The sequence below is a fragment of the Roseivivax sp. genome (assembly GCF_054552075.1).
Genome location: NZ_JBTOLZ010000004.1, coordinates 47,965 through 66,187, shown reverse-complemented (window position 1 = coordinate 66,187; position 18,223 = coordinate 47,965). Strand labels below are relative to the sequence as shown.

At 69.5% G+C, this 18,223-nt stretch carries 16 protein-coding genes and 2 tRNA genes; 6 read left to right on the top strand and 12 right to left on the bottom strand.

Features of this window, described 5'->3' with window-relative positions; genetic code table 11:
- Positions 1-64: 64 nt before the first annotated feature.
- From ACX938_RS04230 to ACX938_RS04200, 7 genes are all read right to left on the bottom strand, one after another.
- Positions 65-141, bottom strand: a tRNA-Pro gene (locus ACX938_RS04230).
- Between the two features lie 61 nt (positions 142-202).
- Positions 203-1,327 carry a MerR family transcriptional regulator gene (locus ACX938_RS04225; RefSeq protein WP_459430103.1) on the bottom strand — a complete coding sequence of 375 codons (1,125 nt, stop codon included), beginning with the start codon at positions 1,325-1,327 and terminating at the stop codon, positions 203-205.
- Positions 1,328-1,335: 8 nt separating this feature from the next.
- Entirely contained in the window at positions 1,336-1,638 is a 303-nt protein-coding gene (gene ihfA / locus ACX938_RS04220; protein ID WP_232752818.1) for an integration host factor subunit alpha, read from the bottom strand.
- A 98-nt stretch (positions 1,639-1,736) separates the two neighbouring features.
- Entirely contained in the window at positions 1,737-2,708 is a 972-nt protein-coding gene (locus ACX938_RS04215; protein ID WP_459430102.1) for a beta-ketoacyl-ACP synthase III, read from the bottom strand.
- Positions 2,705-3,811 carry a phosphate acyltransferase PlsX gene (gene plsX, locus ACX938_RS04210; protein WP_232752821.1) on the bottom strand — a complete coding sequence of 369 codons (1,107 nt, stop codon included), beginning with the start codon at positions 3,809-3,811 and terminating at the stop codon, positions 2,705-2,707. The genes ACX938_RS04215 and plsX overlap by 4 nt, the downstream gene beginning before the upstream one ends.
- Positions 3,812-3,837: 26 nt before the next feature.
- Positions 3,838-4,044, bottom strand: a complete 207-nt coding sequence (rpmF, locus tag ACX938_RS04205) for a 50S ribosomal protein L32 (RefSeq protein ID WP_459430101.1) — start codon at positions 4,042-4,044, stop codon at positions 3,838-3,840.
- 156 nt (positions 4,045-4,200) lie between these two features.
- Positions 4,201-4,764 carry a DUF177 domain-containing protein gene (locus ACX938_RS04200; protein ID WP_232752824.1) on the bottom strand — a complete coding sequence of 188 codons (564 nt, stop codon included), beginning with the start codon at positions 4,762-4,764 and terminating at the stop codon, positions 4,201-4,203.
- A gap of 190 nt (positions 4,765-4,954) precedes the next feature.
- On the opposite strand from ACX938_RS04200, the gene ACX938_RS04195 reads away from it, so the two are divergent.
- The 3 genes from ACX938_RS04195 to ACX938_RS04185 all read left to right on the top strand — a co-directional run bounded on the left by ACX938_RS04195 (position 4,955) and on the right by ACX938_RS04185 (position 8,974).
- Positions 4,955-5,422 (top strand): outer membrane protein assembly factor BamE, encoded by a 468-nt coding sequence (locus tag ACX938_RS04195; protein WP_232752825.1) that lies wholly within the window; start codon positions 4,955-4,957, stop codon positions 5,420-5,422.
- Between the two features lie 57 nt (positions 5,423-5,479).
- On the top strand, positions 5,480-6,229 hold the full coding sequence (locus ACX938_RS04190) for a GNAT family N-acetyltransferase (RefSeq protein ID WP_459430100.1): 750 nt from the start codon (positions 5,480-5,482) through the stop codon (positions 6,227-6,229).
- A gap of 924 nt (positions 6,230-7,153) precedes the next feature.
- Positions 7,154-8,974 (top strand): ABC-F family ATP-binding cassette domain-containing protein, encoded by a 1,821-nt coding sequence (locus tag ACX938_RS04185; protein WP_459430099.1) that lies wholly within the window; start codon positions 7,154-7,156, stop codon positions 8,972-8,974.
- Between the two features lie 18 nt (positions 8,975-8,992).
- Here ACX938_RS04185 and ACX938_RS04180 read toward each other — a convergent pair whose 3' ends face one another.
- Positions 8,993-10,066, bottom strand: a complete 1,074-nt coding sequence (locus ACX938_RS04180; protein ID WP_459430098.1) for an AbrB family transcriptional regulator — start codon at positions 10,064-10,066, stop codon at positions 8,993-8,995.
- Positions 10,067-10,154: 88 nt separating this feature from the next.
- Between ACX938_RS04180 and ACX938_RS04175 the strand changes: the two genes are divergently transcribed.
- Positions 10,155-11,255, top strand: a complete 1,101-nt coding sequence (locus ACX938_RS04175) for an acetoin utilization protein AcuC (RefSeq protein ID WP_459430097.1) — start codon at positions 10,155-10,157, stop codon at positions 11,253-11,255.
- Between the two features lie 829 nt (positions 11,256-12,084).
- On the opposite strand, the gene ACX938_RS04170 is transcribed toward ACX938_RS04175, so the two are convergent.
- A tRNA-Gly gene (locus tag ACX938_RS04170) sits at positions 12,085-12,158 on the bottom strand.
- A gap of 172 nt (positions 12,159-12,330) precedes the next feature.
- On the opposite strand from ACX938_RS04170, the gene ACX938_RS04165 reads away from it, so the two are divergent.
- Positions 12,331-12,534: a hypothetical protein gene (locus ACX938_RS04165; RefSeq protein WP_459430096.1), complete on the top strand. Its 204-nt coding sequence runs from the start codon at positions 12,331-12,333 to the stop codon at positions 12,532-12,534.
- A 17-nt stretch (positions 12,535-12,551) separates the two neighbouring features.
- Here the strand turns inward: ACX938_RS04165 and ACX938_RS04160 are convergent, their stop codons facing one another.
- Together ACX938_RS04160 and ACX938_RS04155 are read right to left on the bottom strand one after the other, a co-directional pair.
- Positions 12,552-13,196 carry a response regulator transcription factor gene (locus ACX938_RS04160; RefSeq protein WP_459430095.1) on the bottom strand — a complete coding sequence of 215 codons (645 nt, stop codon included), beginning with the start codon at positions 13,194-13,196 and terminating at the stop codon, positions 12,552-12,554.
- On the bottom strand, positions 13,193-14,638 hold the full coding sequence (locus tag ACX938_RS04155; RefSeq protein ID WP_232752833.1) for a cache domain-containing protein: 1,446 nt from the start codon (positions 14,636-14,638) through the stop codon (positions 13,193-13,195). The genes ACX938_RS04160 and ACX938_RS04155 overlap by 4 nt, the downstream gene beginning before the upstream one ends.
- A 130-nt stretch (positions 14,639-14,768) precedes the next feature.
- Here ACX938_RS04155 and ACX938_RS04150 point away from each other — a divergent pair, with 130 nt between their 5' ends.
- On the top strand, positions 14,769-15,608 hold the full coding sequence (locus tag ACX938_RS04150; RefSeq protein ID WP_459430094.1) for an SMP-30/gluconolactonase/LRE family protein: 840 nt from the start codon (positions 14,769-14,771) through the stop codon (positions 15,606-15,608).
- 226 nt (positions 15,609-15,834) lie between these two features.
- On the opposite strand, the gene gghA is transcribed toward ACX938_RS04150, so the two are convergent.
- A complete protein-coding gene (gene gghA / locus ACX938_RS04145; RefSeq protein ID WP_459430093.1) occupies positions 15,835-18,204 on the bottom strand; it encodes a glucosylglycerol hydrolase in 2,370 nt (789 codons plus the stop codon).
- Positions 18,205-18,223 lie beyond the last annotated feature (19 nt).

The window sequence follows — 18,223 nt, the reverse complement described above, 5'->3', positions numbered from 1 at the left end:
CCTTAACAAGCGGGCAGGGGGCAGGGAACGCCAAAGCGTTCATTTGGTGCAGAAATCGGTGAATTGGTCGGGCTAGCAGGACTCGAACCTGCGACCTTCCGTCCCCCAGACGGACGCGCTACCAGGCTGCGCCATAGCCCGACTTCTGGAGACGGTTCATACCCTTTTTGCGCGCCGTCGCAACCCCAACAAAGCGGAAAATTTACGAAGCCTGCCGGGTCAGGGCGCGCAGGCGGTCGACCAGCGGGGTGAGCGCCGCGGCCTCGTCGCGGGTCAGGGCGCGCAGCCCGCCGAGATGCGCCAGCGGGCCCTTGGGTGGCGTGCCGGGCAGGGTCTCGGTGGTGGCGGCACCCGCGGTCTCGGGCAGATCGGAGGTCTCGGGCACCTCGGGCGCGGGCTCCGTTGGGGTCTGCCCGGAGAGGCCCAGGCCCGACTTGGCCTCGGGCGCGCGCACGCCTTCGCCGCGTTCGGTCAGCGGCTTGGCGAGGAACTCCGGCGTCTCGCCGAAAAGCCCGCCTTCGGGCAGGGGTGTGTCGCTTGGCACGCTGCGCTCGGCGGCGGTTGTGTCTTCGGCGGGGTGATCCGCTGCGCTCTCGGCGGAGGCCGAGGCGGCGGTCTGGCCTGTGCCTTCTGCGGCGTCACCCGAGAGAGGCGCGGGAGCATCGGTCGGGGCGACCTCCTGGGTCTCGGGGAGCTCGGGCTGCGCGGTCTCGGTCGCGTGTTGCGTGTCGGGCGCGTGTTGCGCCTCGGCCGCGCGCGCCGCGTCGGGCGTGTGTTGGGCCTCAGGGGCCTGCGCGGCCTCGGGTGCGTGTCGGGCCTCCGCCTCCTGCGCTGCCTCGGTTTCCTGCTGCGCCTGCGCCCCCTCAGCCCGCGCCGCGTCACCGCCACGCGGGGGCCGCGCCGCTTCGGCGGTCTTGCCGGTGAAGGGCACCACGGTCGGCTGGGCGGGTTCGGCCTCGGTGAAGGGCGCCTCCTCGCCGGCGCCTTCCGCCCCTTCTGGCGCGGGCGCTTCGGCCATCGCCTCGGGCTCCGCCTCGATCCATTCTTCGCCGGGCAGGGGCTGCGACAGGTTCGCCACCGCGCGCAGACCCTTCTCGGAGAGGATCTTCTGCACGCCCTTGATGGTCATCCCGTCGTCATGCAGGAGCCGCTTGATCCCGCCCAGAAGCAGCATGTCGTTCGGACGGTAATAGCGCCGCCCGCCCGCGCGCTTGACGGGTTTCACCTGGGCGAACTTGCTTTCCCAGAAGCGGAGGACATGGGCCGGGGTCTCGAGCCACTCCGCCACCTCGCTGATCGTGCGGAAGGCGTCGGGGGATTTACTCATCGGGCCTCTCAGCTCTTGTTGCCGACCGCGACGCGTTCCTTCATCAGGTGCGAGGGCCGGAAGGTCAGGACGCGCCGAGGCTGGATCGGCACCTCTTCGCCGGTCTTGGGGTTGCGCCCCACCCGGGCCGCCTTGTCGCGCACGGAAAAGGTCCCGAAGGACGAGATCTTCACCTGTTCGCCCGCGACCAGCGCGTCGGACATATGCTGCAGCACCGCCTCCACCAGATCGGCGCTTTCGTTGCGCGACAGGCCGACCTCGCGGAAGACGGCTTCGCTCAGATCCATACGGGTGAGAGTATTGTCCCCCATAGCCACCTCCCGGCTGACATTTCGGCGAGTTTAGGCGCGGCGGATTTTCCGAGTCAATATCAAGGGCTTGCAGAGGCGGCCACAGGGGCCGCCGCGGGCTACCAGCGCAGCACCACCGCGCCCCAGGCCAGGCCGCCGCCGATCGCCTCGGTGACGACCAGATCGCCGGTCTTGATCTTGCCCTCGGCCTTGCCGACCGAGAGCGCCAGGGGGATCGAGGCGGCCGAGGTATTGCCGTGGTCCTGCACGGTCACCACGACGTTCTCCATCGGCAGGCCGAGTTTCTTCGCGGTGCCCGCGATGATACGGATATTGGCCTGGTGCGGCACCACCCAGTCGACATCCGCACCGGTCAGCCCGAGCTTGCCAAGCGCGGTGGTCGCGGTCTGGGCGAGCTTTTCGACCGCGTGGCGGAAGACCTCCTTGCCCTCCATGCGCAGATGGCCGGTGTTGCGGGTGGAGACGCCGCCGTCGACATAAAGGATGTCCTTGTGGCGCCCGTCCGAGTTGAGATCGGTGGAAAGAACGCCGCGGTCCTCGACGGTGCCGTCGCCCTCCTGCGCCTCGAGGATCAGCGCGCCCGCGCCGTCGCCGAACAGCACGCAGGTCGAGCGGTCGTTCCAGTCGAGAATCCGCGAAAAGGTCTCCGAGCCGATGACCAGCACCCGGCTGGCCTGGCCCGAGACGATCAGCGCATTGGCATTGGCCAGCGCGTAGATGAAACCCGCGCAGACCGCCTGCACGTCGAAGGCAAAGCCCTTCTCCATGCCGAGCCCGGCCTGCACCATGGTCGCGGCGGAGGGGAAGGTCAGATCGGCGGTCGAGGTGGCGACGATCACCGCGTCGATGTCTTCCGCCGTCAGCCCGGCGTCGGCCAGGGCCGCGCGGGAGGCGTTCACCGCCATCTGCGAGGTGGTCTCGTCCTCGGCGGCGAAATGCCGGCGCTCGATGCCGGAGCGGGTGCGAATCCAGGAATCCGAGGTATCGAGCGTCTTTTCGAACTCGGCGTTCTCCACCACCCGTTCAGGAAGATAGTGGCCGCATCCGGCGACCACAGCGCGCGTCGTCATGTATCCGTTCCATCTGTTCCGGCAGAGGTCGCGGCATCCTCGGCAAGCTCCGCGGCGGATGCAACCCGTGCCTTGAGGCGATCGGTGAAGCCCGACTCGGCCAGCCGGAAGGCCAGTTTCACCGCGGCCGACACGCCGGTGGCGTCGGCCGCGCCGTGGGATTTTACCACAGTGCCGTTGAGACCGAGAAACACCCCGCCGTTGACCCGGCGCGGATCGGTGCGCTTGGACAGCCGCTTGAGCGAGGTGAAGGCCAGGAGCGAGGCGATCCGCGAGAGCGGCGAATAGGCGAAGGCCTCGCGCAGGAGGTCGCGAATGAGGCTCGCCGTGCCCTCGCCGGTCTTCAGCGCGACATTGCCGGTGAAGCCGTCGGTCACGATGACATCGGCCTTGTTGCCGGGAATGTCGCCGCCCTCGACGAATCCCACGAAGTCGAACTCCGCGTCGTCGCAGGTCTGGCCGATCATCCGGTGGGCGTCATGCAGCTCGGAGCGGCCCTTGTGCTCCTCGGTGCCGACGTTCAGGAGGCCCACCCGCGGCCGGGCCAGGGCCAGGCCGTTGCGGGCATAGGAGACGCCCATCAGCGCGTATTGCAGGAGGTCCTTGGCGTCGGCCCGGATATCGGCGCCGACGTCCAGCATCACGTTGAAGCCCTGGGCGTTGCGGGACGGCCAGAGAATCGCGATGGCCGGACGGTTCACGCCCGGCAGCTTGCGCAGCCGCACCATCGACAGCGCCATGAGCGCGCCGGTGTTGCCGCAGGAGACGGCCACCGTCGCCTCGCCCTCGCGCACCGATTCCAGCGCCGACCACATCGAGGTGCCCTTGCCACGGCGCATGACCTGGCTGGGCTTGTCGTCCATGGAGACGACATCCTCGGCATGGCGGATCTCGCAGCGGCCCTCGAGCTCGCGGGTCTTGGCCACGAGTTTCTCGAGCACCGGCTTGTCGCCATGCAGGATGAAGCGGACGCGCGGGTTCTTCTGCGCGGACAAAGCGATGCCGGCGACAACCGCCGCCGGCCCCTGATCTCCGCCCATCGCGTCGATGGAAAGCACTACCCCCGCGTCGCCCGTCGCCCTCTGATCCTGCTCGGAGGTCATGGAGATGGGCCTCGCGCGGCTGATGCTTAGGCGGCGTCTTCGTCCAGATCGACGTCATCGGCCACGGCGACCACTTCGCGGTCGGCGTAGTTGCCGCAGGAGGGGCAGACGTGGTGCGGGCGCTTCAGCTCGCCGCAGCTGGTGCATTCGTTCGGGTTCGACGCGACCAGGGCATCATGGGCCCGGCGGTTGTTGCGGCGCGATTTCGAAACCTTGTTCTGTTGGACGGCCATGTCTCAACCTCAATCTCATCTGGGGCGGGCGCTCCGCCCGTCGGTGTCGGTAAACTGGCGGGCTGATAGTCCCTATCGCGTCCCGCTGGCAACCCTGAATTCATGTGAAGGCGCGAACATAGTCAGGGCGCGCGAAAACGCAAGCCCCTTCTGCGGTTACTCGCCCTCGGTTCCGCCCAGTTTCTGCTTGAGCGCCTCGAGCCCGGCAAAGGGCTTGGTCTCTTCCTCGCGGATCGGCTCGGCGCCCTCGGGGCGGGCCTCGGCGGCGACCGGCGGGGCATCCTCGGCGCGCGGGTAGTCGGGGGCGGCCAGCGACAGCGCCTCGATCATCGCGGCCTCGGGGGCGATGCTCTCGCCCAGAGGCTCGATGCTGTCGTCCTCGGGCATTTCCACCTCGGAGCCGGGCTCGGGCGTCTCGAGCTGGCGCTCGGGCGTATAGGTGCGGCTCACTTTCTGGTCGATGCGGGTGGTCACCGGGGCCAGCGTGACCACGCAGGTCTGCACGATGGTCGCGCCCAGGAGCCCCTCGAGCCGCCAGCCATGCTTGCCGAGCGGCTTCAGCTCGCCCGAGAAGGTCAGCTTGCGGATCGCCTCGAAGCCCAGCTCGCGGGCGATCTCGGCGCGGGCCTCGGGGCCGGAGGTCAGCGCAAAGGGCGTCGGCGCGCTGTTGTCGAGTTTCGCAACCCGGAAGGGTCCGGGGCTGGCGTCGGTCTCGGCCATGGTCTTGCGGGCTCCTTGCCTTGGGGCGCGCGGGGGAGGGCGGGCGGCGCCGGGGCGGCGCTGTCGCCCCGCTGCCTCGCCGCGGGCCCCACCCGCGCGATTCTGCCTGTCGCCGCATCGGCTTGATTGCCGGGGCGTCCTTCTGTAATCGGGATAAAAGGCCGATGGGCCCCAAGGCAAGAGGGACGCGATGAGCGGCAGTCACAAGCGGGCGACGGGCAAGGCCAGCGCCCTTCTTTCGGCAGCCATGCTGATGCTTGCCGCCTGTAGCGCGGATTTCCGCAATCACGGCTATGTGCCCCCCGAGGAAGACCTGCAGGCCATCGTGCCGGGCATCGACACCCGCGCCACCGTCGAGGAGACCGTGGGCGTGCCCACCGCCTCGGGCGTGTTGTCGGACAGCGCCTACTACTGGGTCGGCTCGACCATGCGCCATTTCGCCTGGCAGCGCCCCGAGGTCGTCGAGCGGGAGGTGGTGGCGATCTCCTTCAGCGAGGCAGGCGTGGTCTCCAACATCGAGCGTTACGGGCTCGAGGATGGCCGCGTGGTGCCGATCTCGCGCCGGGTCACCGCCAGCTCGGGTGGCGACATCAGCTTCATCCGCAAGCTCTTCGGCAATATCGGCTCGCTGAACCCGGCGGGACTCGTCGGGGAATAAGCCCATGCGCCCCGGTCCGGTTCAGGCTTGGCGCGGGGCGGGGCAGGGCCGGGCGGCATGAGCGGCGCGGGGTTTTCCCTCGAACGCGGGCGCTACCGGGCGCGGCTGGCCGAGGGGGTCTCCGACCGCGAGGCGCTCGCGCGGCTGCGGCATCAAGCCTTCTTCTGCCGCCCGGGCCGCGATCGTGATTCCTTCGACGACATCTGCCGGCACCTCCTGGTCGAGCCCCGCGAGGGGGGCGCGCCGCTGGCCTGTTTCCGGCTGTTGCAGCTCTCGGGCGGAGGCGAGGTCTCGCGGTCCTATGCGGCGCAGTTCTACGACCTCTCCGGGCTGGCGGGATTCGCCGGGCCGCTCATCGAGATCGGCCGGTTCTGCCTCGCGCCCGGCCTGCGCGACCCCGATGTGGCGCGCCTCGCCTGGGGGGCGCTGACCGCGCTGGTCGATGCCGCCGGGGTCGAGATGCTTTTCGGCTGCGCCTCCTTCCCGGGCACCGACCCCGAGGCCCATCGCGCGGCCTTCGCCCGGCTCGGCGCGCACCACCTCGGCCCGGAGGCCTGGCGCCCCCGGGTAAAGGCGGCGCGGGTGGTGCCTTTGGGCGGTTTTTCTGGCGAGGGTGCGGGGCCCGACCCCCGCGCGGCGCTGAAGGGCATGCCGCCGCTTCTCAAGAGCTACCTCGCCATGGGCGGCTGGGTCAGCGACCACGCGGTGGTGGACGCGGAGATGAACACGCTGCACGTCTTCACCGGCGTCGAGATCGGCCGCATCCCCGCAGCGCGCAAGCGCGCCTTGCGGGCCGTGGCGGGGTGAGGGGGGATGGGGCGTGGCGAGGCGCTGCTGGGAGCAGTCCTGCGCGCGACGGGCTGGCCTCTGAACGAACGTTGGTTCCTCCCCCACCGCGCGCCTAACTACCCACACGGTAGGCCCCACCACCCCTCACCACACTCCCACCCAAACCAAGAGTGCCGCGCCCGACCCTGGGTGGGCGCCGGCGCTCCGTCCGAGCTGCACACTTTATCTCGAAAGCCCCGGACGACCGCTGAACTATGCATGACTTCGCCAAAGCGCCCTCCCGAGGGGAGGGTCGGGCGCGGCACGGGCTGGTCGCCCGCGCCTTGGCGGGTTGTGAGGACGGCGAGTCGGGGGCATTCGCGAGGTCTGGGGCAGGGCGAGAGCACCTTCCGAAGTTAGTGCCCGCTGTTCCGTCCCGGGTGAAGGCAAGCGCCTCTTTCACCGAACCAGGTGGGCTTCCTCCACCACCCCTCACCACGCGCCCCGCCCAAAACAAGAGTGCCGCGCCCGACCCTGGGTGGGCGCAGGCGCTCCGCCCGAGCTGAGCAGTTTATCTCAAAAGCCCCGGACGACCGCTGAACTATGAAAGACTTCGCCAAAGCGCCCTCCCGGGGGGAGGGTCGGGCGCGGCACGGGCTGGTCGCCCGCGCCGAGGCGGGTTGTGAGGACGGCGAATAGGGGTGAGGGGCGGGAGTTTTGGGGCGGCAGACCTGCGTCAGCGCCTCTCGCAAGAGGCTTGGACTTGGGCCACCAGGTAATCGGATCGGATTGCCGTTCCCGTGCCGTCGGCAATTCCTCCGAATTCCGGGCCAAGCGCCGAGCGTCAGGATTAACCCAGCCGCCCGCATGCGCCCCCGCCAACTCAACCACCAACCCTCCGCGCCCCGACACCCCCCAACCCCGCCCCTTGCGGGTTCTTCGCAGCACTGCCATAGCCCGGCCATGGCACAGGCACCGCTTCTCCAGCTCTCCGACATCTCGCTGACCTACGGGGGCGAGCCCGTCTTCGCCGATCTCAACCTCGTCGTGCAGCCCGGGGACCGGGTGGCGCTGGTGGGGCGCAACGGCTCGGGCAAATCCACCCTGATGAAGGTCATGGCCGATCTCGTGGAGGCCGACGAGGGCCTGCGCGTCGTGCCGCCGGGCACCTCGGTGGGCTACATGGAGCAGGACCCCGACCTCTCGGGCTACGAGACCCTGGGCGACTTCGCCGCCTCCGAGCTCGGCCCCGCCGAGATGTACCGCGTCGAGGCCGCCGCCGAGGGGCTGAAGTTCGACCCCGCGCGCCCCGTGGCCACCGCCTCGGGCGGCGAGAAGCGCCGCGCGGCGCTGGCCAAGCTCATGGCCGAGGACCCCGAGCTGCTGCTCCTCGACGAGCCGACCAACCACCTCGACATCGAGGCCATCGGCTGGCTCGAACGCGAGCTGAAATCCACCCGCAAGGCCTTCGTGCTGATCAGCCACGACCGCCGCTTCCTGTCGGAGCTGACCCGCGCGACGCTCTGGATCGACCGGGGCGCGGTGCGGCGCCAGGAAGAGGGCTTCGCCTCCTTCGAGGCCTGGCGCGACAAGGTCTGGGAGGAAGAGGACCAGCAGCGCCACAAGATGGATCGCAAGATCAAGGCCGAGGCCCGCTGGGCCGTCGAGGGCATCTCGGCGCGGCGCAAGCGCAACCAGGGCCGGGTGCGGGCGCTGCAGGACCTCCGCCAGGAGCGCGCCGCGATGATCCGCCGCCAGGGCACCGCCGCCATGGACCTCGCCTCCGGGCCCGCCTCGGGCAAGAAGGTGATCGAGGCCGAAGGGCTGACCAAGGGCTTCGACGGCAAGCGCATTGTCTCGGACTTCTCGATCAAGATCGAACGCGGCGACCGGGTGGCCTTCGTGGGCCCGAACGGCGTGGGCAAGACCACCTTGATCCGCATGCTGACCGGCGAGGAAGCGCCCGACGCCGGCGCGGTCAAGCTCGGCACCAACCTGGTGCCCGCGGTCTTCGATCAGAGCCGCGCGCGGCTCGACCCCGAGATGAGCCTCTGGGAGAACCTGACCGGCGATCCCGAGATGCGGGTCTCGGGCAAGGCCGACCAGATCCTGGTGCGCGGCGAGCCGAAGCACGTGGTGGGCTACCTCAAGGAGTTCCTCTTCGACGAACGCCGGGTGCGCGCGCCGGTGCACTCGCTCTCGGGCGGCGAGAAGGCGCGGCTCCTGCTCGCCAAGATCATGGCGCGGGAATCGAACCTCCTGGTCCTCGACGAGCCGACCAACGATCTCGACGTCGAGACGCTGGACCTCTTGCAGGACCTGCTGGGCGACTACCAGGGCACGGTGCTCCTGGTCAGCCACGACCGCGACTTCCTCGACCGCGTGGCGACCACCACCGTGGCCATGGAGGGCGACGGCCGCGCGACGCTTTATGCCGGGGGCTGGTCGGACTACCAGAGCCAGCGTCCGAAGGCGCGCGCCGCCGCCGAGAGCCCGAAGCCCGCGCCCCAGAAAGACAGCGCGTCCAAGCCCAAGCCCAAGGGCCCCGCGAAATCCAAGGGGCTGAGCTTTTCCGAGAAGCACCGGCTCGAGGAGCTGCCCGCCGAGATCGAGCGGCTCGAGGCCGAGATCGCCAAGCTCAACGAGCTCTTGACCGATCCCGAGCTCTATTCGCGCGAGCCGGTGAAGTTCCGCAAGGCGACCGAGGCGCTGGCCGAGCGCCAGGACCGGCTCTCGGGTGCCGAGGAGGAATGGCTGACCCTGGAAGAGAAGGCCGGCGGCTGATCCCCGGGCCTGCGCGGCTTACCGCGCGTAGCCCAGCCGCCGCGCGGCGACCATCAGGACGCCCACGGTCATCAGGATCCTGAGCACGTGAAAGAGGCTCACGAGCGCGGGATTGACCGCCAGCGAGAGCGCGATCAGCGACATCTCGGTGACCCCGCCCGGGGCGAAGCTGAGGATCAGCTGCATGACCTCCATGCCGGTCACCCGCGCCAGGAGGACCGACAGTCCCGCGCCGAGCCCCAGCATGAACAGCACCGAGAGGATCGACAGCACGATCCCCTTGCGCACATGCGCCGCGGTGATGCCGAGGAACCGCAGGCCGAGGCTCGTGCCGACCACCACCTGCGCCACGGCGATGGGCCAGAAGGGCAGGTGCAGCTCGATCAGCCCGGCAAGGCTCAGGACCGCGGTGATCAGGAGCGGGCCGATGATATGGCCCGCGGGGATCTTCACCACCCGCGCCAGCGCCAGCCCCGCCGCCGCCGCCACGCCCATCAGGACGAAGTCCTTGAGCTCTGGCGGCACGCCGCCGTTCATCGAGACGCCCGCCGCGCTGCCCACCGGCGCGCCGATCCAGATCGAGATCGCCGCCGGCACCAGGGTCACCACCATGATGATCCGCAGGAACTGCTGCAGCGTCAGGATGCGCACATCCGCCCCCGAGCTTTCGCCAAGCGCGATCGATTCCAGAAGGCCCCCGGGCGTGCCCGAGAAGAAGGCCGTCGCCCGGTCGTAGCCGCCGAGGCGCCGGAAGATCAGCGTGTTGCCCGCATGGGCGACCACGGTGAAGACCAGGATCGCCACCAGCGCCACCGGCACCGCGCGCAGGTCGCGCAGCAGCTCGGGCCCGGCCTGGGTGCCGATCATCACGCCGATCAGCGCGATGAAGGTGATCCGCAGCCGGTTGGGAAAGACATAGGATTTCAAAGCCCCGTCCTGGAACAGGAGCACCGCCAGCGCCGAGGCCGCCAGCGAGCCGATCATCCAGGGCATCGGCACATGCGCCCAGGCCGCCAGCGCGCCGCCAAGCGTGCCCGCCAGGAGCAGAAGCGCGGTCAGACGCAGGGTGCGGGCATCGGGACGGGGGAGCATGCCCTGGGCTTATGCCCGTTTCGCGGGAGCCGCAAGTGAGCCTCGTCAGGGGCTTGGCGCGGGACCCGGGCGACTTAGCTCCCGGCCCATGACAGGGGCGCTTTTCATCGGGTCGAACATCTACCGGGGCTCGCGGTACGGGCGGCTGCACCCGCTCTCGATCGAGCGGGTGCCGGCGGTGATCGACCTCTGCCGGGCGCTCGGTTGGCTGCCCGAGGCGGAATATCGCGTGAGCCCGCGCGCCAAGCCCGCCGCGCTGACCGGCTTTCACACCGAGGACTACGTGGCCGCCCTGGCCCGCGCCGAGGCCGCCCAGGCGGTCAGCGGTGAGGACCAGCGGCGCCACGGGCTCGGGACGCTCTCGAACCCGGTCTTCCCCGAGATGTATCGCCGTCCCGCGACGGCGGTGGGGGGCGGCATGCTCGCCGCCGAGCTCGTGGCCGAGGGCGGGGTGGTGCACAACCCCGGCGGCGGCACGCATCACGGCTTTCCCGATCACGCGGCGGGCTTCTGCTATCTCAACGAGCCGGTGCTGACGATCCGGCGGCTGCTCGACATGGGGCTCAGCCGGGTGGCCTATGTCGACATCGACGCCCATCACGGCGACGGGGTCGAGGCGGCCTTCGCGGGCTCCGAGGCGGTGCGGCTCTTCTCCTGTCACGAAGAGGGCCGCTGGCCCTTCACCGGCGCGCTCGAGGATGACGCCGGGGGCGCGGCCTTCAACCTGCCCTTGCCGCGCGGGGCGCATGACGGCGACTTCCGGCTGTTCCTCGAGGAGGTGGTCCTGCCCGGCGTCGCCGCCTTCCGGCCCGACGCGATCTACCTGCAATGCGGGGCGGACGCGGTGCTCGAGGACCCGCTGTCGCGGCTGGCGCTGTCGAACAACGCGCATTTTGCAGCGGCGGCGGCGCTGCGCGGGCTCTCGCCCCGACTGATCGTCTCGGGCGGAGGCGGCTACAACCCCTGGACCGTGGCGCGGCTCTGGAGCGGGATCTGGGCGACGCTCTCGGGCCGCGAGATCCCCGAGGTGCTGCCGCCCGCCGCCCGGGGCGTGCTTGAGGCTTTACGCTGGTCGCGCCGGGGGCGGCCGGGGGAGGCGCTGCTCTCCACGCTGCGCGACGCGCCCAGGGAGGGCGCCGCGAGCGCCGAGGTGCGGGCGCGGGTGGCGGTGCTGAAGGGGCGGATTTGAGGGGGGTGGGGGGGCTCGCGCCACGTCTACTGCCCGTGCTACCTGCGTCCGAATAGCACCGAAGGTGCCGGGCGCGCGCCGGACCGGCCCCTTGGGCCGGCGCTCTTGTGAGTGGTGCGCATAGCTCGTCGTTAGTCCTGACCTTGCCGGGATAAAGCGCATAGCTCGGGGGTCGCCAGCGCCGGCCCCCGGTCCGGCGCGCGCCCTCTGGAACCCGGGGTGAGAGGGTGGCTCAATCGCGGCTCTTCTTGGCGACATCTCTGCACTGCCGTGCGTCGACGTCAGCCCGATGCAATCCAAGCAACGGTCACAACAACGACCACGTTCACAACAAGCGCTTCTTGCGCCCGAATAGCATCGAAGATGCCGGGCGCGCGCCGGACCGGCCCGATGGGCCGGCGCTCCTTGGGGTGGTGCGCTTAGAGCAGCCTTAGTCCTGACCTTGCCGGGATAAAGCGCCTCGCTCGGAGGTCAGCAGCGCCGGCCCCCGGTCCGGCGCGCGCCCTCTGGTGTGCGGGGGGAGAGGCAGGTGGGTGCGGGGGTCGGCGGTGCGCTGTCGGGCTTGGACGGTGGGCTGATTGGGGGCTGAGGGGGCATCGGCGGGGAGACGTCCGAGTCGCAAGTTGACCGCTTGGGCCTGAACTCAGTGGCGGTGACGCTTTGCGGCAAACGCCCCTCCGCCACAGCCGCACAGATCACCCCGACAGACACACCAAACTACCCGGGATCACCGCACCGCGCGTGTTCTGGCGTCATCACGCCGCCCAAGATCCAGCGCCACCACCGCCCGAGGCCCATCACCTCAATCACACCCATGTCGGAAAAACCTTGGAGCGGGTGAAGGGAATCGAACCCTCGTCGTCAGCTTGGGAAGCTGCTGCTCTACCATTGAGCTACACCCGCGTGCCGCGCCATCTAGCACCGCCCGCGGACCACGTTCAAGCGCCTTTGCACGCCCCTTGTGCGCGGATGTTGCAAAGAGGCGCAGAGACGTGACTTGCGTGAAACGCCGCTCCGGGGCATGATCTAAACCAATCGGTTCAGTTTCTGACCTGCGCAGCGAAGGAGGCCTGCCATGTCGTATATCGCAATGCCCCAGGGCCGCGTTCTGCCCAGGCTCTCGCGTCGGGATTTCACCCTCTGCAAGGCGGCGGTGCTGGTGGCGCTGATCGCGCTCGGGCATATGACCGGCCACCTCGAGGCCGCGGAAGCCGGCGAGGGCCTCAAGGCCTTCAAGACCGCCTTCTGCGACAATGTTGTCGGAACCGGCGAGGCCTGACCCGCGCGGCCTGAGCCTCAGACGTTCACCCCGGTGCCCTGCAGGACCCCGTGCTCGAGCGCGTAGCGCGTGAGCCCGGCGGTCGAGGAAATCCCCAGCTTGCGCTTGATGTTCTTGCGGTGGGTCTCGACCGTGCGCACCGAGATGTCGAGCGCCAGCGCCACTTCCTTGTTCGACTTGCCCTGGGCGAGCTGCAGCAGGATCGTCTGCTCGCGGTTCGTCAGCTGCTCGCGGCCCTGGCTGCCGACGGGCGCGATGGCGCCCTCGGCACCGACGCAGAGATAGCGCTCGCCCGCCTGCACTCGGTCGATGGCGGTCTTGATCTCCTCGGTGGAGACATCCTTCAGCACGTAGCCCATGGCCCCGTGCCCGAGCGCGGTGCGGATGTATTCCGGGCTGTCGTGCATCGACAGGATCAGGATCCGCGTCTCCGGGCGCTTTTCCAGCACCATCTCGGTGGCCGAGAGCCCCGAGAGGCCGGGCATGTTGAGATCCATCAGGATCACGTCGGGGGCCAGCTCCTCGAGCCGGGCGATCATCGCCCGCGCGTCCGAAAGCGTGGCCAGCACGGAGATGTCGTCATAGGTCTCGAGGATCGCGGTGATCCCCTCGGCGACCATCGGATGGTCGTCGACCACCACGACGCGGGTCGGAGCGCTCATGCCTGCTTCCTTTCCTGCGCGGTCTGATCGTTGCTGTCCTCGGGCGGCAGCAGATGGGTCAGCGGCACCTGCGCCTCGATCACCGTGCCGGTCTTGGCCGACATGACGCGCAGCGTGCCGCCGAGGTGATCCATGCGCTCCTGCATGTTGCGCAGGCCGATGCCGCGGGCGCCCGGGGCCTCGCCGGTCTCGGCATTGCCCGCCGCCGCCAGCCCCCTACCGTTGTCGGAGATCCGCAGCGTCGCGCCGCGGGTATGGCCGCGCAGGTCGATCTCGACCCGAGTGGCGCCGGAATGGCGCTCGACATTGGTCAGCGCCTCCTGGGCGATGCGGTAAAGCGCGATCTTGGCGTCCTGGTCGAGCCGGTTGCGGAAGACCACCGTGTCGAACATCACGTCAAGCCCGGTGCGGCTGCGGAAATCCTCGCAGAGCGCCTTGATCGCGGGGCCGAGGCCCAGGTCATCGAGCACCCCGGGCCGCAGGTCGCGGCTGATCCGGCGCACCTCCTGGATGGCGCCGGCCAGGTGTTCCACGCCGCGCTCCAGCGTCTCGCTGGCGCGGGCGTCGCCGGTCTCGACCCGCCGGCGGGCGATGTCGAGGGCGTATTTCACCCCCACGAGGATCTGGCTGATGCCGTCGTGCAGTTCGCGGGCGACGCGGCCGCGCTCGTCCTCCTGGGCGTCGAGCACCCGCTGGGTGAGCTGGCGCAGCCGGGTGTCCGCCAGCCGCCGCTCGCGCAGGTTCAGCGCGAGGCCCGAGACGAAGACCAGGAGCAGCGCCGCCAGGGTGATGCCGCCGATATAAAGGAAGGTCCGCTCCACCCGGCGCTCGACCTCGGCGCGGGCGGCGGCCACGGTCTGCACCACGTCGTCGATGAAGACCCCGGTGCCCACCGCCCACTGCCAGGAGGGAAAGGAGGTCACATAGGTGATCATCCGCGCCTCTTCCCCGGTCGAGGGCTTGGGCCAGAGGTATTCGTGGTAGCCCGCGCCCGAGCGCGCGATGCGGATCAGCTCGTCGGTGATCGGCGTGCCCTCGCTGTCGGTCAGCCCCGACCAGTCCTGGTTGATCATCTCGGTCTGGCGCGGCGAGACCAGGTTGGTGCCGTCGTAATCGTAGACGAAGAAGAAGCCTTCGTCGCCGTAGATCATCGCCGCGAGGATCTGCGCCACCTGGTCGCGCGCCGCCTGGTCGTCGGGGGCCGCCGAGCCGTAGATGAAGTAGAAGCCGTTCCGCGCCTGGGTGACGTAGTTCTTCAGCTCGGCCTTCTTGGCCTCGATCAGCTGCGTCTCGAGGCTGCGGATCTCGCGGTCGGCCAGCGCCCGGGACTGATGCGCGACCAGGAGCGCGATGGCCGAGACGGCGAGGATGAGCGGCAGCGCGGCCAGAAGGAACAGCTTCTGGGTATAGCTCAGGTTCAGCCTGTCGCGCAGCGCTCTCATGGGCCGCTCTCCTAGCGCGGATGGCAGGCGCTTGGGAAGCGGCAAGTTGCCCGCGCTGCCCGTCATGGGGGTGGCATCGCCCCGCGGTTTCACCCAAGGTGGCGGAGCGGACAACGAGGAGAGGCCGACTATGATCCTGAGCGACACGATCTGCCGACTGGGCGAGGGGCCGCTCTGGCACCCCGAGGAAGGCGCGCTCTACTGGTTCGACATTCTCGGCAAGAAGCTGTTCCGCCACGACGGGCAGCGCCAGCGCCACTGGACGTTCGACGAGCATGTCTCGGCGGCGGGCTGGGTGGCGGAAGGGTGGCTGCTGATCGCCTCGGAAAGCCGGCTCTTCACCTTCGACACCGAGACCGAGGCCGAGGAGGAGGTGATCTCGCTCGAGGCCGACCGCCCGGAGATGCGCTCCAACGACGGCCGCGCCGATCCCTGGGGCGGCTTCTGGATCGGCACCATGCGCAAGGACGAGACCGGCGCCGAGGGGCGGATCTACCGCTACTACCAGGGCGCGCTGACGGTGCTGTATGAAGGGCTGCGCATCCCCAATGCCATCGCCTTCGCGCCGGGCGGGGCCTATGCCTATTTCACCGACACCCCGAGCCGGAAGATCCTGCGGGTGACGCTCGACGCAGAGGGCTGGCCCGCCGCGGAGCCCGAGCTCTTCGTCGATCTCGGCCCCGAGGGGCTGAACCCCGACGGCGCGGTGGTCGACGCCCAGGGCAACCTCTGGAACGCGCAATGGGGCGCGGGGCGGGTGGCCTGCTACGCCCCCGACGGGCGCTTCATGACCGCCATCGGGCTGGCCGCGGGGCAGGTCAGCTGCCCGGCCTTCGGCGGCCCGGGGCTCGCGACGCTCTATGTTACCTCGGCGGCCAAGGACGCCCCCGAGGACGACCAGCTCGCGGGCATGACCTTCAACGTGCCGACGGGCTTCAAGGGGCAGGAGGCGCATCGCGTCCGTCTTTGAGGCGGGGTGTCTGCGCTTTGTTGTTTCTGTGGTGTGACCCGTTGCGCCCCTGACGGGGCGCCCGGGGCGAGAGGCTCTGCCTCTCGCGCTCTCCGGAGTATTTCCGGCCCGGTCATGCTGGGGATTGGGGTGCGCGGGGTTGTTTGGCGGAGCGCCCGGCGATGCGAGGTGGGGACCGCGCGCCTTTTTGGGCGCGCGGGGGTAGCGTGGTTAGGTCTCCGGGGCGTCAGCCTTGCCGGGTGAAGACCAGGGCCATGGAATCCTTCAGGATGATCGGGCCGGAGATGTAATCATCGCCGATGCCGGGCGATTGCAGCGCCAGCTCCCAGCCGAAGCCCTCGATGCCCGGCACCGGCAGGCGCAGCGGGTCGAGGTCAGGGGTCTCTTTGCCCTCCATGTGGATCACCGTGTAGACCTGTTCGCCGTCCGGGCCGTGGCGCAGCGCGGTGAAGACCGTGCGGCCCTCGATCGGCTGCAGATAGGAGAAGTGGTCCTTGCCCGAGTAGTTCTCGCGCAGCCAGGGGCGGGCGGCGCGGAACTCGCGCAGCGCATGGGCGAAGTCGCATTGCACCGGGTCGAGCGCGCCCAGCGAATGGGTGATGTTGCAGTATTCCTGCATGTCATCCATCCAGGCCCGCGCCACCGCCTTCAGGCTGTCGACGGTGTAATGCGGGCCGGCAAGCCGCGGCTCGGTGGTGTTGAGGAGCCGCGCGATGTCCTCGAGGTCGTAGTCGGTCACCTCGACCAGCGCCGGCAGGAAGGTCAGGAACCGCGCGAGATCGGCGCGGGTCTCGAAGCCCAGCTCCTTCAGGCGGGTGAAATTGCCCGGGATCGAATAGGAATATTCGTCCACCTGCCAGCGCAGCGAGATCGCCTCTTCGGCCACGACCTTCACGCCGTAGCGGTCGTCCTGGTTGCGCACGAAGCCCCAGGAGGCCCGCGCCATGGCGTTCAGGAAGTCCATCGGCACGCCCGGCAGCGCCACATAGGTCAGCGTATGGGCGGCGGGGTTGTCATAGGCCTTGTCGAGGATCTCCATCCGGGTCTGGCCGAGCCGGGTGTTGACGTTGAGCTTGGGGTTCACCTGGGTGCCCCGGCGCAGCGTGTCGTGGTTCGAGGTGCCCGAGATCCAGTTCGCGCCGACCTCGAGGCATTCGCGGATGCGCCAGTATTTGCCCAGCCAGAAGGTGTAGAGGAAGGGCGTGTTGTGGGCGAAGGTCAGCGGGCCCCACTGGAAGACATCGTCGTCGCGCTGGCTCTCGATCACCGAGCGGTAGGTCGAGGAGAGCTCCCAGTCCTCCTCGGGCCAGGGGCGGCCGTCCTCGAAGATGAACCAGGGGCGGTAGCTGGTGCCGCCAACCTCCTGGACGATGTCGGCCATGCTTTGCAGGTAGTCGTCGTCATGGCGCAGCACCTGCGCCGAGGCATCCCAGAACTTGAAGTCCTGCGCGCCGTCGACCCGCACCCCGTCGGCGCCGAAGTTCACCTTGCGGCGCTGCATCTCCAGCAGGATCGCCCGCACCGCGGGGTTCTGGTAGTCGAGGTTCTGGCCATACATGTTGGGCCCGGCGAAGAAATGCCCGTTCAGCACCCGCAGGCCCTGGTTGTCGGAATGGCCGTAGACCACGTCGAAGATCAGCCGCTTGGGCTGGCCGGGGAAATTGTGCAGCGCCGCGGCGAGGTCGACGAGTTCGTCGGGCCGGCCGGTCTCGAGCAGGACGGGATTCACCGTCGCCATGCCCGCGATGACGTTGTCGTAGCCCCAGTTGGTGGTGTCGGGGCGCAAAAGCGAGACCGTCACCGCGCTGTCGTCGCCGTCGCTTTCCCGCCAGAACTCCGGGCCGGTCTCGTAGACCGTGGTGGGTTCGACCGGCAGGAGCTGCACCGCCTCGTAGCCCGCGAAGAGCTTGTCGGAGGGTTCGAGCGGCAGCCCCGCCTCGACCCGCGCGGCGAGCCGCTCGAACTGCCGGGTGAGCGAGGCCAGCGTGCCGCCGCCGGTCGCGGTGGGCACATGGATCTGCAGGATGTTCGAGACCGGGCCGAACTTGTGCGGCTCGGCCCCCGCAAGACCCGTCCAATAGGCGCCGTCGCCGCGGGCGGCGAGCATCGCCTCGGTGTCATAAAGCTCGGCCGGGGCCATGGCGCCGAAGGGCAGGGACATGGCCAGCGGGTCGAGGATCCGGTGCCAGGTGTCCTCGGCGTCGCGCCAGCAGAGCGCGTAGAAATCGCCGATCTCCTCGCGGCTGCCCGCGCGCATGCCGGTGAGGGCCACGAAGCAATGCGCCTCGGTGCGGATCACCGGGATATAGGCGCGCTCGAAGCGCACGTCCTGGTGGGCGCGGGTCAGATCCAGTGGCACTTCCGGGCGCAGCACCTCGAGGAAGATGTCCCCCGAGGGCACCCGGGCGTCCTGCAGCTCGGGCACCCAGAAGCCGAAGCGCGCCAGCCCGCCGGCGGCCACCTGGCCGCCGAGCATCCGGGCGATGATCTGTTCGGCGTCGAAGCGCGTCTCGGAGGTCATCAGCGCGGCCTCGGCGGCCTCGGCCATCTCCTGGGACAGGGCGTCGTCGCGGCGGATCTCGTCTTGCAGGGCCATGCGGGCTCCTTCGTCGTCT